The organism is Streptomyces mabaensis, assembly GCF_053763515.1.
The window spans coordinates 62,595-77,001 of sequence record NZ_JBSOPZ010000017.1; the positions used below are offsets into that span (position 1 = coordinate 62,595).

At 70.9% G+C, this 14,407-nt stretch carries 10 protein-coding genes; 8 read left to right on the forward strand and 2 right to left on the reverse strand.

Annotation, left to right across the window (positions count from 1 at the left end; all coding sequences use genetic code 11):
* Nucleotides 1-52 precede the first annotated feature (52 nt).
* The 7 genes from ACWV17_RS17260 to xdhC all read left to right on the forward strand — a co-directional run bounded on the left by ACWV17_RS17260 (nucleotide 53) and on the right by xdhC (nucleotide 10,928).
* Nucleotides 53-2,128, forward strand: a complete 2,076-nt coding sequence (locus ACWV17_RS17260; RefSeq protein WP_455360431.1) for an alkaline phosphatase family protein — start codon at nucleotides 53-55, stop codon at nucleotides 2,126-2,128.
* A 76-nt stretch (nucleotides 2,129-2,204) separates the two neighbouring features.
* Entirely contained in the window at nucleotides 2,205-3,266 is a 1,062-nt protein-coding gene (locus ACWV17_RS17265) for an ATP-binding protein (RefSeq protein WP_455360432.1), read from the forward strand.
* Nucleotides 3,263-5,083 (forward strand): vWA domain-containing protein, encoded by a 1,821-nt coding sequence (locus ACWV17_RS17270; RefSeq protein WP_455360433.1) that lies wholly within the window; start codon nucleotides 3,263-3,265, stop codon nucleotides 5,081-5,083. Before ACWV17_RS17265 ends, ACWV17_RS17270 begins: the two co-directional genes overlap by 4 nt.
* 42 nt (nucleotides 5,084-5,125) lie before the next feature.
* Nucleotides 5,126-5,917, forward strand: a complete 792-nt coding sequence (gene pyrF, locus ACWV17_RS17275) for an orotidine-5'-phosphate decarboxylase (protein WP_455360434.1) — start codon at nucleotides 5,126-5,128, stop codon at nucleotides 5,915-5,917.
* Nucleotides 5,918-6,227: 310 nt separating this feature from the next.
* A complete protein-coding gene (locus ACWV17_RS17280; protein WP_455360435.1) occupies nucleotides 6,228-7,709 on the forward strand; it encodes a xanthine dehydrogenase small subunit in 1,482 nt (493 codons plus the stop codon).
* Nucleotides 7,706-10,117: a xanthine dehydrogenase molybdopterin binding subunit gene (xdhB, locus tag ACWV17_RS17285; RefSeq protein WP_455360436.1), complete on the forward strand. Its 2,412-nt coding sequence runs from the start codon at nucleotides 7,706-7,708 to the stop codon at nucleotides 10,115-10,117. Before ACWV17_RS17280 ends, xdhB begins: the two co-directional genes overlap by 4 nt.
* Before the next feature lies 1 nt (nucleotide 10,118).
* A complete protein-coding gene (gene xdhC, locus ACWV17_RS17290; RefSeq protein WP_455360437.1) occupies nucleotides 10,119-10,928 on the forward strand; it encodes a xanthine dehydrogenase accessory protein XdhC in 810 nt (269 codons plus the stop codon).
* Between the two features lie 181 nt (nucleotides 10,929-11,109).
* Here xdhC and ACWV17_RS17295 read toward each other — a convergent pair whose 3' ends face one another.
* Together ACWV17_RS17295 and ACWV17_RS17300 are read right to left on the reverse strand one after the other, a co-directional pair.
* Nucleotides 11,110-12,684, reverse strand: coding sequence for an RNA polymerase sigma factor (locus ACWV17_RS17295; RefSeq protein ID WP_455351617.1), 1,575 nt, complete (start codon nucleotides 12,682-12,684; stop codon nucleotides 11,110-11,112).
* Nucleotides 12,685-12,834: 150 nt separating this feature from the next.
* A complete protein-coding gene (locus ACWV17_RS17300) occupies nucleotides 12,835-13,446 on the reverse strand; it encodes a TetR/AcrR family transcriptional regulator (RefSeq protein WP_455360438.1) in 612 nt (203 codons plus the stop codon).
* Between the two features lie 51 nt (nucleotides 13,447-13,497).
* Here ACWV17_RS17300 and ACWV17_RS17305 point away from each other — a divergent pair, with 51 nt between their 5' ends.
* Nucleotides 13,498-14,397, forward strand: a complete 900-nt coding sequence (locus ACWV17_RS17305) for a DUF2867 domain-containing protein (protein ID WP_455360439.1) — start codon at nucleotides 13,498-13,500, stop codon at nucleotides 14,395-14,397.
* The last annotated feature ends 10 nt before the right edge of the window (nucleotides 14,398-14,407 follow it).

Sequence of the window (14,407 nt, forward strand, 5' to 3'; positions counted from 1 at the left end):
AGGTGGGGGACCCGTGCGCGTGCCACGGGCCGGGACGTGAGGTGGGAACGGCGTGGTCGACGGGCGATGGCGGGCCGCTGGCAGCGCCCTGTGGCGGGTGATCGTGGTGTGGGCGGTGTCCACCGTGACCATGCTGGTGCTCGCCGGCGCCCTGCCCGAGTTCCAGCTCCAGTCGGACGACGGCGACAGCGCCACCCGGATCGCGGTCACCGCGGCGTGGGGCGCGGGCGCGTTCGGCCTGTTGAGCGCACTGGTGTGGCCCCTGCTCGTACGCGCCCTGCTGCTGGTACCCGCACTGGTACTGGGAGTTCTGGTCTTCTTCCTCAACGGCTCACTGCTGCTGGTCGCCCTGCGGCTGATACCGGACGCCCGCGCCGAGGCCGAACCGGAGACCGCGGTGGTCGTCGCCGCCGTCATGTCCGCCGTCGCCTCGGCCACCTCCACCGCGCTCGCCGTCCGCGACGACACCGCGTACCGGCGCAGGCTCTCCCGCCTCGCCGACCGGCGGCGCCGCAGACGCGGCGAGGACGCCGGGCGCAGCGGCCCGCCCGGCACCGTCTTCCTGCAACTCGACGGCGTCGGCCACGAGGTGCTGCTGCACGCCGTCGCGAGCGGTCTTATGCCGGCCGTCGCGAGGCTCCTGGCCGGTACCCACCGGCTGACCCCTTGGCGCACCGACTGGTCCAGCCAGACCGGCGCCAGCCAGCTCGGCATCCTGCACGGCTCCAACCACGACGTCCCCGCCTTCCGCTGGTACGAGAAGGACACCGGCGACGTCATGGTCTGCAACCGGCCCACCAGCGCCGCCGAACTCCAGCGCCGCGCGATCCGGCGGACCGGTGACGGCGGACTGCTCACCCTGGACGGCGCCAGCCGGGGCAACCTCTTCAGCGGCGGCGCCGACCAACTCGCCCTGGTCCTGTCCATCGCCGCCCGGCGCGGCCGGGCCAACCGCTCGCGTGCCGGCTACTTCGCGTACTTCTCCGACCCCGCCAACGCCGTCCGCACCGCCCTGTCCCTCGTCGCCGAAGTGGCCCGCGAGATCGGCCAGTCCACCCGCTCCCGGCTCCGCGGCGACCGGCCGCGCGTGGGGCGGGGCGGGCTCTACCCGTTCATCCGGGCCTTCGCGACCGTCGTCGAACGGGACGTGGTGGTGGCCGCGGTGATGGGCGACATGCTCGCCGGCCGCGCCGCCGTCTACGCCGATCTCGTCGCGTACGACGAAGTGGCCCACCACTCCGGGCCGCGCAGCCGGGACGCCGAGAAGGTCCTGGCACGGCTCGACCGGTCCCTCGAACTCATCATCAAGGTCGCCGAACACGCCCCGCGCAGCTACCGGATCGTGCTGCTGTCCGACCACGGCCAGAGCCCCGGGGAGAGCTTCCTCAGCCAGTACGGGCTGCGGCTCAAGGACCTGGTACGGGCCGGCTGCGGGCTGCCGGTGTCCCGCCGGGCGGGCCGTACGCACAGCGGCGCGGAGGCCCGCGCCGCCGTACTGGCCGCGCTGCACCGGCCGGTCGAGGAGGGCGAGGAGGAGGCACATCCGGTGCGCGGCTCCGACCCGATCGTGCTCGCCTCCGGGAACCTGGGGCTGATCTCGTTCCCCGATGTGCCGCGGCGGATGACCCGGGAGCAGATCGAACGCCGGCATCCGGCGCTGCTGAGCACCCTCGCCAACCATCCGGGCATCGGCTTCCTGCTCGTACGCAGTGAGCGCGACGGGCCGTTGGTGCTCGGCCCGCACGGGGCGGAGCTGCGGCTCGACGGCGACGGGGCGGGGGACCACGGCCCGCTCGCCGCCTTCGGGCCGGGCACGGCCGACGCGGTGCGCCGCACCGACTCCTTCCCGCACGTTGCCGACATCATGGTCAACTCCAGCTACGACCCGCGGACCGGCGAGGTGCACGCCTTCGAGGAGCAGATCGGCTCGCACGGCGGCCTGGGTGGCGAGCAGGCGCACCCCTTCCTGCTGTGGCCCGTCGAACTCTCCGCGCCGGTGCCGGACGGCGGCGAGCTGGTCGGCGCGGAGCAGTTGCACCGGGTGCTGCGGCGCTGGCTGCGCGAGAGCGACGGCCCGCAGGTACCGCTGAGCACGGCGGAGGACCAGGGAAAATCGGCTGCGCCGTGACACTCGGTGCCCACACACTGGGCGCCCGGACATCACGTACCGGTCCGGACATCACGTACCCGAAGGAACCCCACGCGTGCAGGCCACCGTCACCGTCTCTCCTGCCCAGATACCCGAACTGCTCCTCGGCCTCGCGACCGTGCGGCCGGTGTTCCTCTGGGGCGCGCCCGGCATCGGGAAGTCCTCCCTGGTGCGGAAGTTCGCCGATTCGCTGGGCCTGGAGTGCGTGAGCCTGCTGGGCACCCAGCTCGCCCCCGAGGACCTCATCGGCGTACCGCGGATCCAGGACGGCAAGTCGGTGTTCTGCCCGCCGGAGGCCATCGCCCGTGACGAGCCGTACTGCCTCTTCCTCGACGAGCTGAACGCCGCGACGCCCGATGTGCAGAAGGCCTTCTACTCCCTCATCCTGGACCGGCGGATCGGCTCGTACGAGCTCCCGGCCGGCAGCATCGTCATCGGGGCCGGCAACAGGGCGACCGACAACGCCCTCGCCCGGCCCATCGCCTCCGCCCTGGTCAACCGGCTCACCCATGTCCATCTCCAGGCGTCCGCCGCCGACTGGCTGGTGTGGGCGGGTGAGCACGGCATCCACCCCTGGGTGACCGACTACCTGACCGACCGGCCGGACCACCTCTGGTCGCAGCCGCCCAAGACCGAGGAGCCGTTCTCCACCCCGCGCTCGTGGCACATGCTCTCCGACGCCCTGCACTCCTTCGGGCCGACGCTCGACGAGGACACCCTCAAGGTGATCGCGCACGGCACGCTGACGCCCGCGCACGCCGTCTCCTTCTGCGGATACGCGAAGATCGTCCGGCACACCTTCGGCATCGAGGCGATCATCAAGGGCGATGCGTCCTGGCCGCAGCGCATCGAGGACCGCGACCTGCTCTACTACCTCGCCGAGGCCTTCCGCGGCCGGCTGGTCAGGGAACTGCCCGCGGACAAGCAGCACGTCTCGCCGTCCGTACGGCAGACCGCCTACCGTGCGAAGTCGCTGCTCGTCCAGCTCGCCGAGATCTCCGTCGAAGTCGCCCAGACCGTCATCGCGGACGACGCCGACGGGCAGCCCGTACTCCCCGCCTGGTTCCTGGTCGAGGCCGCACGCGACATGCCGCGGCTCGTCGAGGCGCGGCGATGAGCCGTACGCGCAAGCGGGCGGGGGCGCGGCCCGATCCGGCGGCCGAGGCCTTCGCGTCCGGGCTGGCGCTGGTCAGGCGCAATCCGGCGCTGGCCGCACTGGAGGCAGGCATCTGCCGCAGCAAGGAGTGCCGGGAGTACCCGCGGTACGGCCTTGCGGCGGTCGACTCCAACGGCACCCTGCACGTCCACCCCACCCTCCGCGCCGAACCGGCCGAGTGGGCCTGGGCGCTGGCGCACTGCCTGCTCCATCTCGGCTTCGGCCATGTACCGGCGGCCAGGACCGAGAACGGGCGGGCTCGCGACCAGCCCGATCGCCACGACCTGGCCGCCCGCTGCACCATCGTCAACCGCTTCCTGCTCACGTTCCCCGTCGGCCGTGCCCCCGACCACCTGCCGGCCGAGTACCCCGGCGGTGACGAGGAACAGCTCGCGGCGCGCTGGCGGCGCGACGGCATCCCCGCCGCGTACGAGCACTGCGGTACGGCGGGCGGCGCACCCGACCAGCTCCTTGCGCCCTGGCACCGGTGGAACGACCCGCCGCCCGACTGGCAGCTCGCCTTCGCCCGTGCCCTGACCCAGAGCGTGTCGGCGGCCATGGACGTCGCGGGCGGCCGCCGGGACAGCCTGACCGGAGAGCGGATCCGGCAGCAGCCCTGGGACCGGGCGCTGAGCTGGTTCATCTCCTCGTACCCGCTGCTCGGCGGGATCGCCGCCGGTATGACGCTGGTCGCCGACGCCGAACTCGCCCGCACCCACGGCATTTCCATCGCCGCTGTCAATGCCGCTGCGGGCGAGATCTACATCAACCCGCTCTGCCGGTATGCCGACGACGAGTGGCGGTTCGTCCTCGGCCACGAGATGCTGCACGCCGCCCTCCGGCACGGCGAACGCCGCGGCGCCCGCGACCCGTTCCTTTTCAACGTGGCCGCCGACTACGTGGTCAACGGCTGGCTGCACGAGATGGGCGTCGGCGCGATGCCCGAAGGGCTGCTGTACGACGCGGAGCTCAAGGACCTCTCGGTCGAGGAGGTCTACGACCGGATGGCCACCGACCTGCGCAGGTACCGCCGCCTTGCCACCCTGCGCGGGAAGGGTGCGGGCGACATCCTCGGCGAACCCCTGGCGCACGGGCGCGGCCCCGGCACGTACGTCGACCTCGACGAGTTCTACCGCCGCGGCCTGGTCCAGGGCTTCGACCTGCACCGGACCGGTGACCGCGGGCTGCTGCCCGCCGGGCTGGTCGAGGAGATCCGGGCGCTCGCCCATCCGCCGGTGCCGTGGGACGCCCGACTGGCGCGCTGGTTCGACGAGTTCGTACCGCGCCCGCAGCCGGTACGCAGTTACGCCCGCCCGGCCCGCCGCCAGGCCGCCACCCCGGACATCCCCCGGGCCGGCCGGTACTTCCCGCCGGAGGAGATCGCCCGCTGCACCTTCGGCGTGGTGCTGGACACCTCCGGCTCGATGGACCTCGCGCTGCTCGGCAAGGCACTGGGCGCCATCGCCTCGTACGCGCAGGCCCGTGACGTACCGGCCGCCCGCGTGGTCTTCTGCGACGCGGCGCCGTACGACGCGGGCTACCTCCCGCCGACCGAGATCGCGGGCCGGGTCCGCGTGCGTGGGCGCGGCGGGACCGTCCTGCAGCCGGCGGTCGACCTGCTCCAGCGGGCCCCCGACTTCCCGCCGACGGCTCCCCTCCTGCTGATCACCGACGGCGGCTGCGACACCCTGCGCATCCGCCGCGAACACGCCTTCCTGATCCCCAAGGGAGCGACTCTCCCGTTCACGGCCCGGGGCCCGGTCTTCCGGCTGAAGTAGGGTCCCCCAGCGTGGATACCACTGGTGGGTGACAATGGCGTCGTGGAGACAGCCGGCCGGGTCATCGTCGCTTTGGATTTCGACAACCGTCGTGCGGCTGACGAGATCGTCGACCGGCTTGGAGCGGAGTGCCGTTTCTACAAGATCGGGTTGGAACTGCTCACTGCGGCCGGACCCGACCTGATCGAGCACCTCGTCGCCAAGGGCAAGGACGTGTTCCTGGACCTGAAGCTCTTCGAGATCCCGAACTCCGTCGCCGGTGCGGTGCGTGCCGCGGGTGCTCTGGGTGCGTCCCTGGTGACCGTGCACAGCATGGGCGGCACTGACATCATGGCTGCCGCGGTCGCAGCGGCCCGCGACTTTCCCCGCCTGCGCGTTCTCGCTCTCACCGTCGTGACCAGCATGAGCAGCTCCGACCTGGCTGACATCGGCGTCAACGCCTCGACCGAAGCGCAGGTGCTGCGGCTGGCGCGACTGGCACAAGGCGCTGGATGCCACGGCGTGATCGCCTCGCCGCAGGAAGCCGGGGCACTGCGCGCTGTGCTGGGCGCCGGCAGCCTGATCGTCACGCCGGGAGTCATGCTTCCAGGGGGATCACCGGCCGAGCACGCTCGCCCCGGGACACCGCGCGCAGCCGTTGCCGCCGGCGCCTCACATGTCGTCGTGGGCCGGACCGTCACCCGCGCGGCAGACCCGGCAGCGGCGCTGCGGCTCGTCCGCGCCGACCTGGGGGTTGAGGTGCAGGCGACGGGAGCCGGCCAGTCAGGACACGGTTCTCGAGAGACCGAGGTCAACGTCTTGACCTCGGTGGCCCCAGCCACTATTTTGCGGTAGACGCCGACCCATAACGACCGAAAGGAGGCGACCAGCGGATGTACACCTGCTCTGATCTTGGTCGCCTCGCCCAGTGCACAGTCTGGGTTCCGGGTCGGATCGCGCACGGCTGCTGAGTACGCCGTTCTGATGTGCCCGTCCGTGGCACATTCCGCACATTCCGGGTTTCCCGTCATCACCTTCCGACACGCCGCTGTTGCGTGCCTTTCTGCGCCCGCTTCTCTCACGTGGCGCGTCTGAACACAGAAAGCTGCCTGAAATTGGCGAACATCATGAATCGACCGATCGCGCACCGAAACGAAGGCCTGTCATGGTAGCGGCGCGGATCACGGTCAACGGGAAAGAAACACCGCTTTCACCGGCTGCACCTCACACCACAGCGCTGGATTTCCTGCGCGAGCGCGGCCTCACCGGCACCAAGGAGGGCTGCGCCGAGGGTGAGTGCGGCGCCTGTTCGGTCCTGGTGGCCCGTCCCGGGGTGAACAAGCCCACCGACTGGGTGGCGGTCAACGCCTGCCTGGTCCCGGCCGCGGCCCTCGACGGCCAGGAGGTCATCACCTCCGAAGGCCTCGCCACCGTCGGCGAAGACGGCACGCCGCCCACCCTGCACCCGGTGCAGGAGGAGATGGCGGTCCGCGGCGGCTCCCAGTGCGGTTACTGCACGCCGGGATTCATCTGCAGCATGGCTTCCGAGTACTACCGACCCGACCGCTGCGAGCACGGCAACCCGCTGGACAGCGCGGACGCGGCCGAGAACGCCGATGCCGAGCACGGTCCGAACGGCTTCGACCTGCACGCGCTGAGCGGAAACCTGTGCCGCTGCACCGGCTACCGCCCGATCCGCGATGCCGCGTTCGCCGTCGGTACGCCCACCGACGAGGACCCGCTCGCGCAGCGCCGCGAGCAGGACCCGCCCGCCGCGGTCGCCACCGAGTACACCCAGGACGACAGCACGTTCCTGCGCAAGAACACGCTGGCCGAAACGTTGCAGTTGCTGCACGAGCGGCCGGACGCGGTGGTGGTCGCCGGTTCCACCGACTGGGGCGTGGAGGTGAACATCCGTTCCCGCAGGGCGGATTGCGTCGTCGCCATCGACCGGCTGCCCGAACTGCGGGAGCTGCGCGTCGAATCCGAGTACATCGAGATCGGTGCGGCGCTGACGCTCACCGAGATCGAACGCCGCCTCGAGGGCGACGTCCCGCTTCTCGCCGAGCTGTTCCCGCAGTTCGCATCGCGGCTCATCCGCAACGGTGCGACCCTCGGCGGCAACCTGGGTACCGGCTCGCCCATCGGTGACAGCCCGCCGGTGCTGCTCGCCCTCGACGCGTCGGTGGTGCTCGCCGGCGCCGGCGGCGAGCGCGTGGTCCCGCTGGCGGACTACTTCACCGGTTACCGGCAGAGCGTGCGCCGTCCCGGAGAGCTGATCCGCGCGGTGCGGATCCCGCTGCCGCTGTCGCCGGTCACTGCCTTCCACAAGATCGCCAAGCGGCGCTTCGACGACATCTCCAGCGTGGCGGTCGCCTTCGCGCTCGACATCGAGGACGGGATCGTCCGCAAGGCGCGCATCGGCCTGGGCGGCGTGGCCGCCACCCCGATCCGCTCCCTCGCCACCGAGGCCGCCCTGGAGGGCAAGCCGTGGGCGACGGAGACCGTCGAGGCCGCGGCCCGGGTGCTGCGGGGCGAGGGCACGCCGATGAGCGATCATCGCGCCAGCTCCCTCTACCGTTCCGCGATGCTCGGCCAGAGCCTGCTGAAGCTGTACGCGCAGACCACCGAGGCGGTTACCTCATGAGCCATCTGTCCGAACGCCCCGAAAAGCCGGTCGTCGGCGTCTCGATGCCGCACGAGAGTGCCTTCCAGCACGTCACCGGCACCGCGCTCTACACCGACGACCTGGTCCAGCGGACCAAGGACGTGCTGCACGCGTACCCGGTCCAGGTCATGAAGGCCTGCGGCAGGATCACCGCGCTGCGCACCGAGCCCGCGCTCGCCGTGCCCGGCGTGGTCCGTGTGCTGACGGGTGCCGACGTGCCCGGCGTCAACGATGCCGGCATGAAGCACGACGAGCCGCTGTTCCCCGACGAGGTCATGTTCTACGGCCACGCGGTCGCGTGGGTGCTGGGCGAGACCCTGGAGGCGGCCCGGCTCGGCGCCGCGGCCGTCGAGGTGGAACTCGACGAGAAGCCCTCCCTGATCACGCTGAAGGAGGCGATCGCGGCCGAGAGCTTCCACGGCGCTCGGCCCGTGATGGTGACCGGCGACGTCGACGCCGGCTTCGCCGACTCCGCGCACGTGTTCACCGGTGAGTTCCAGTTCTCCGACCAGGAGCACTTCTACCTGGAGACGCACGCCGCGCTGGCCCACATCGACGAGGCCGAGCAGGTCTTCATCCAGAGCAGCACCCAGCACCCTTCGGAGACCCAGGAGATCGTCGCGCACGTCCTCGGTCTGCACAGTCACGAGGTGACCGTGCAGTGCCTGCGGATGGGCGGCGGCTTCGGCGGCAAGGAGATGCAGCCGCACGGGTTCGCGGCCGTCGCCGCGCTCGGTGCCAAGCTGACCGGCCGGCCGGTCCGGCTGCGGCTCAACCGCACGCAGGACCTGACCATGTCCGGCAAGCGGCACGGGTTCCACGCCACGTGGAAGATCGGCTTCGACGCCGACGGCCGGATCCGGGCCCTGGACGCCACCCTGACCTCGGACGGCGGCTGGAGCCTGGACCTGTCCGAGCCGGTGACGGCCCGTGCGCTGTGCCACATCGACAACACGTACTGGATCCCCAACGCGCGTATCGCCGGTCGCATCGCCAAGACCAACAAGGTCTCGAACACCGCGTTCCGCGGCTTCGGCGGACCGCAGGGCATGCTCGTGATCGAGGACATCATGGGCCGGTGCGCGCCGCTGCTCGGCCTGGACCCCATGGAGCTGCGGGAGCGCAACTTCTACGAGCAGGGTCAGTCGACGCCGTACGGACAGCCGGTCACCCACCCCGAACGGATCTCCGCCGTCTGGGAAGAAGTCCGCAACAACGGCGGCATCGCCGATCGCAAGCGCGAGATCGCCGCCTTCAACGCCGCGCACCCGCACACCAAGCGGGCCATTGCGCTCACCGGCGTCAAGTTCGGCATCTCGTTCAACCTCACCGCCTTCAACCAGGGCGGCGCGCTGGTGCTGATCTACAAGGACGGCTCCGTCCTGATCAACCACGGCGGCACCGAGATGGGCCAGGGCCTGCACACCAAGATGATGCAGGTGGCCGCGACCACGCTGGGCATCCCGCTGCACAAGGTGCGCCTGGCCCCGACGCGTACCGACAAGGTGCCCAACACCTCCGCCACCGCCGCCAGTTCCGGCGCGGACCTCAACGGTGGGGCGATCAAGAACGCGTGTGAGCAGCTGCGTGAGCGGCTGCTGCAGGTGGCCGCATCGCAGCTCGGTTCGAACGCCTCGGACGTACGCATCGTCGAGGGCGTCGCGCGCACCCTGGGCAGCGACAAGGAGCTGGCCTGGGACGACCTGGTGCGCACCGCGTACTTCCAGCGGGTTCAGCTGTCGGCGGCCGGTTACTACCGGACCGAGGGTCTGCACTGGGACGCGAAGGCGTTCCAGGGCTCGCCGTTCAAGTACTTCTCCTATGGCGCCGCAGCGGCCGAGGTGGAGGTGGACGGCTTCACCGGCGCGTACCGCATCCGGCGCGTGGACATCGTGCACGATGTCGGCGACAGCCTGTCCCCGATGATCGACATTGGTCAGGTCGAGGGCGGCTTCGTGCAGGGGGCGGGCTGGCTGACGCTCGAGGACATGCGCTGGGACGCCACTGACGGGCCGAACCGCGGCCGGCTGCTGACCCAGGCCGCGAGCACGTACAAGCTGCCGAGCTTCTCGGAGATGCCCGAGGAGTTCAACGTCACGCTGCTGGAGAACGCTACCGAAGAGGGCGCGGTCTACGGGTCCAAGGCGGTGGGTGAGCCTCCGCTGATGCTGGCGTTCTCGGTGCGAGAGGCGTTGCGGCAGGCCGCCGCCGCGTTCGGACCGAGCGGGGTCAGCGTCGAGCTGGCCTCGCCCGCGACGCCGGAAGCGGTGTACTGGGCGATCGAGGAGGCCCGCCAGGGCGATGCCTCCCGGAACGGTCACGCCCGTAACGGGTTTGCCGCCGACGGCAAGGTCCGCACCGACGCAGCAGCGTTGAGCGGTGCCTGACATGACGTGGGTCGCCGCGGTCGCACGGTTGCGAGCACGCCGGGAGTCCGGCGTGCTGGTCACCGTCGCGACCGTGCGCGGCCATGCCCCGCGCGACGCCGGTGCCAAACTGGTGGTGGGGCAGAGCGAGACGTGGGGCTCGATCGGCGGCGGCAACGTCGAGGCCGTCGCAATCGACCGGGCCCGCGAGATGATCGTCGCGTCCAAGCCTGAGCCTGAGCTGATTGATTTCGCCCTGAACGACAAAGTGACCAACCAACATGGCGTGCAGTGCTGCGGCGGCACGGTCTCGGTGTTGCTCGAACCGCTGCCGGTGGTACGGGCGGTGGCGGTCTTCGGCGTGGGGCACGTGGGGCTGGAACTGGCGCGCATCCTGGCACGTCAGGACCTCGACCTCCATCTGATCGACACCCGTGCCGACATGCTCACCAAGGAACGGCTCGACGTGCTGGCGGACGCGGTGGCGCAGGTGCACGTGCATCACACGCCGCTGCTGCCCGAGGAGGTGCTGGAGGAGCTGCCGCGCGGCACCCACATCCTGATCATGACCCATGATCACGCCGAGGACGCCGCTCTGTGCGACGCCGCCCTGCGCACCACCCACCTCGGCTCCATCGGGCTGATCGGGTCGGCGGCCAAGTGGGTGCGGTTCCGCAAACGCCTCTCCACCGAGGGCGGTCACGACGAGGCCACCATCGATCGGATCAAGACCCCGATCGGGATGGCCGACATCACCGGCAAGGAACCCGCGACCATCGCCGTGAGCGTCGCGGCCGATTTGCTGCGCACCTTCGAAACCGAGGGGAACTGACTCTCCACTCTCCACCCGGATCGACAGGGGTGCCCCGCGCTCGTGCGAACGCACACATGCGGGGCACCCTTTCGGCACGACTCGGTACTCAGGTACCGCATCGGTGACCGCTCGCCGGTTTGGCACGAGGCAGCGCCCCCTTCCCGCCAAGGCGGGGAGGGGGCGTTCTCGGGATGGCGGCCTAGTCCAGGTAGTCCCTCAGGACCTGGGAGCGGGACGGGTGGCGCAGCTTCGACATCGTCTTCGATTCGATCTGGCGGATGCGCTCGCGCGTCACGCCGTACACCCGGCCGATCTCGTCCAGCGTCTTCGGCTGGCCGTCATTGAGGCCGTACCGCATCGAGACCACGCCCGCCTCGCGCTCGGAAAGCGTTCCCAGGATGGACTGCAGCTGCTCCTGGAGGAAGGTGAAGCTGACCGCGTCGGCCGGGACGACCGCCTCGGAGTCCTCGATCAGGTCGCCGAACTCACTGTCGCCCTCCTCGCCCAGGGGGGTGTGGAGGGAGATCGGCTCGCGGCCGTACTTCTGGACCTCGATGACCTTCTCCGGGGTCATGTCGAGCTCCTTGCCGAGCTCCTCGGGCGTGGGCTCGCGGCCCAGGTCCTGGAGCATCTGGCGCTGGACGCGCGCGAGCTTGTTGATGATCTCGACCATGTGCACCGGAATGCGGATGGTGCGCGACTGGTCGGCCATGGCGCGGGTGATCGCCTGCCGGATCCACCAGGTCGCGTACGTCGAGAACTTGAAGCCCTTGGTGTAGTCGAACTTCTCGACCGCGCGGATCAGGCCGACGTTCCCCTCCTGGATCAGGTCCAGGAAGAGCATGCCGCGGCCGGTGTAGCGCTTGGCAAGCGAGACGACCAGGCGGAGGTTGGCCTCCAGCAGGTGGTTCTTGGCGCGGCGGCCGTCCTCGACCAGGATCTCCAGCTCACGGCGGAACGCAGGCTTGTGCTCGTCCTCCTCCTCCAGCTTGTACTCGGAGAAGAGACCGGCCTCGATGCGCTTGGCGAGCTCCACCTCCTGCTCGGCGTTGAGCAGCGGGACCTTGCCGATCAGCTTGAGGTAGTCCTTGACCGGGTCGGCGGTGGCTCCGGCCACCATGACCTGTTGCGCCGGGGCGTCGTCCTCGTCCTCGTCGGACAGGATGAAGCCCTGCCCCTCGGGCTTGGCCTGCTCCTCGTCACCGTCGGCGGCCACTGCCTCCTCGGGCCACTGGTCGACCTCGGAGGCCTCCGCGGCCTCGGGGCCGGCGGGGGACTCCGCCTTGGCGGCGGTCTTCTTGGCCGCGGTCTTCTTCGCGGCGGTCTTGACCGTCCGCTTCTGCGCCGCCTTCTTCTCGGCCGGTACTTCGAGCTCTTCGTGCTTCTCCGATATCGCAGCCATACTGGACGACGGTACGGCGTCCACCTCGGCAGCGGCCGCCTTCTTCACCGTTCCCGACGGCCGGGCCACCACCGTCTTCTTGACCGGGCGCTTCACCTCGTCCCGCGCCGCAGCCTTGCGCGGACGCTTCGCGGCCGTCTTGGCCGCCGGGGCGGCGGTGACGAGGAGCGTCACGCCCTCCTCGTCGAGGACCTGGTTCAGGCTGCGCAGGACACGCTTGTACTGGTCCATCGGGATACGACCCGCTTCGAAGGCCTGGCGCACGTCATCGCCGCTGATGTGCCCCTGGCTCCGGCCGCGCTCGATGAGCGTAACCAGGGACTCGGACTCGGCGATCTCCGGAGGAAACGTGCGGGACGGGCTGAGCGACACAAGGAGCCTCTCGTAGCGGGCAGTAAAGGGCGGGCGGGCGAAGTCGCTCGACAGCCAGGACGGGGCTGCGCGACGACACCTGGAGGTTCATCGCGTGCCCGAGTCGATTCGTTACGGCCTGAATTGAGTGACCTGCGCCACGCTCGCCGGTCAGGGCCGGCGCAGCAGCGTCTCCATCACGCCGTCCAGGTAGTCCGTGAGGCCGGCGCCGGCCGGCAGTGACTGCGGAACCGCGTGGTTGAGCTGGGCGTGCCCGAGGTAGCCGGCGTACGCCAGCAGCCCGCGCTGCGCGGCCGCTTCCGGCGGGAACCCGACCTCCTCGAAGAGGCGCGCCACATAGCCGATCCGCCGCGCGGTCACCCGCTCCAGTACGGCCGCGACTTGGGGATGGGACGCGGTGGCGAGCAGCGTCACCTCGAGCGGGTCCTCGGCGGCGGAGGCGGTGGCTTCGGCGAACAGGGTGCGCAGCCGCCGCTCCGGGTCGGGCTCGGTCTCCATGAGCGCGATGACCGCCTCGGTGCCGAGCTCCTCCCAGCGGGCGAGCGCGGCCTCGATCAGCGCCTCGCGATTGGCGAAGTGCCAGTAGAAGCTGCCCTTCGTCGTGCCCAGCCGGGCGGCCAGCGGTTCGACCGCGACCGCGGCGATTCCGCCCTCCCCGATGGCGGTGAGTGCCGCGTCGGCCCAGTCCTGGGCGCTCAGCCGCTGCCTGCCGTCCCGCTGCCCCTGCCCCCGGTCCTGCCCCCGTTGTTTCCGTTGCGCCATGACCGTACGGTACCGTACGGTGAAACATACGCCAGCGTATGGAGGTGTGGGATGCGCACGGTACGCAACGTTCATGAGCGCACCGTCGAGGCTCCGGCCGCGACGGTGGGCGCCCTCCTCGACCGGCTCGCCTCGGACGACGACCCGGTCTGGCCGACTCCCGCGTGGCCACCCATGCGGTTCGACCGCCCGCTCGGCGCCGGCGCTGTCGGCGGGCACGGATTCGTCCGCTACACCGTCGGCGCGTACGAGCCCGGCCGCATGATCCACTTCGACTTCTCCGACACCGACGGCTTCCACCGGCTGGAGGTCGAGCCAGTGGGACCGGACCGCTGCCGCGTGATCCATGTCCTTGAGGAGAAGCAGGGCGTCACCGAGCGCCTGGTCTGGGATCTCGCGGTCCGCAGCATGCACGACGTCGTGGTGGAGGAGTGCTTCGACAACATCGAGCGCGCCGCCACCGGCCGGCTCGCGGCGCGCCCCACCCGCTGGTCGCCGTGGGTGCGGCAGATGCACCGGCTGGTCTGGTACCGCCCGAAGGCCGCCGGCATCCCCGCCGGCGCCCTGCTCGCCCGTACGGCCTTCGACCGTACCGACTTCTCCGACGCCTGGCGGCTCCCGCTCGGCCCGGGCATGCCCACCGACCCGGCGGCCTGGGAGGGCGTGCTGCCCTTCCCGGTGGTCGCCCGCGAGGGCGCGGAGGTGCTGCTCGGCGAGGACGCCGGCCACCTGGACTTCCGCGCCTCCCTGTACGTGAGCACGGACGCCGGCGAGGAAGCGGTCACCCTCAGCACGGTCGTACGGACCCACAACCTGCGCGGCCGTCTCTACTTCGCCGTCGTCAGGCGCGTGCACCCCTTCATGGCCCGTGCCATGCTCCGCCGCACGCACCGCCGGCTCGCCCTGGCCGCACCCGGCGCGGCGGACCGGACTGCCACGACGTCCGCATGACCCGTGAGGT

Bases quoted from the DNA above. Each gene is read 5' to 3' on its own strand.
- ACWV17_RS17280 (WP_455360435.1), top strand. From the start codon at position 6,228: ATGGTAGCGGCGCGGATCACGGTCAACGGGAAAGAAACACCGCTTTCA.
- xdhB (WP_455360436.1), top strand. From the start codon at position 7,706: ATGAGCCATCTGTCCGAACGCCCCGAAAAGCCGGTCGTCGGCGTCTCG.
- ACWV17_RS17270 (WP_455360433.1), top strand. From the start codon at position 3,263: ATGAGCCGTACGCGCAAGCGGGCGGGGGCGCGGCCCGATCCGGCGGCC.
- xdhC (WP_455360437.1), top strand. From the start codon at position 10,119: ATGACGTGGGTCGCCGCGGTCGCACGGTTGCGAGCACGCCGGGAGTCC.
- ACWV17_RS17305 (WP_455360439.1), top strand. From the start codon at position 13,498: ATGCGCACGGTACGCAACGTTCATGAGCGCACCGTCGAGGCTCCGGCC.
- ACWV17_RS17300 (WP_455360438.1), bottom strand. From the start codon at position 13,446: ATGGCGCAACGGAAACAACGGGGGCAGGACCGGGGGCAGGGGCAGCGG.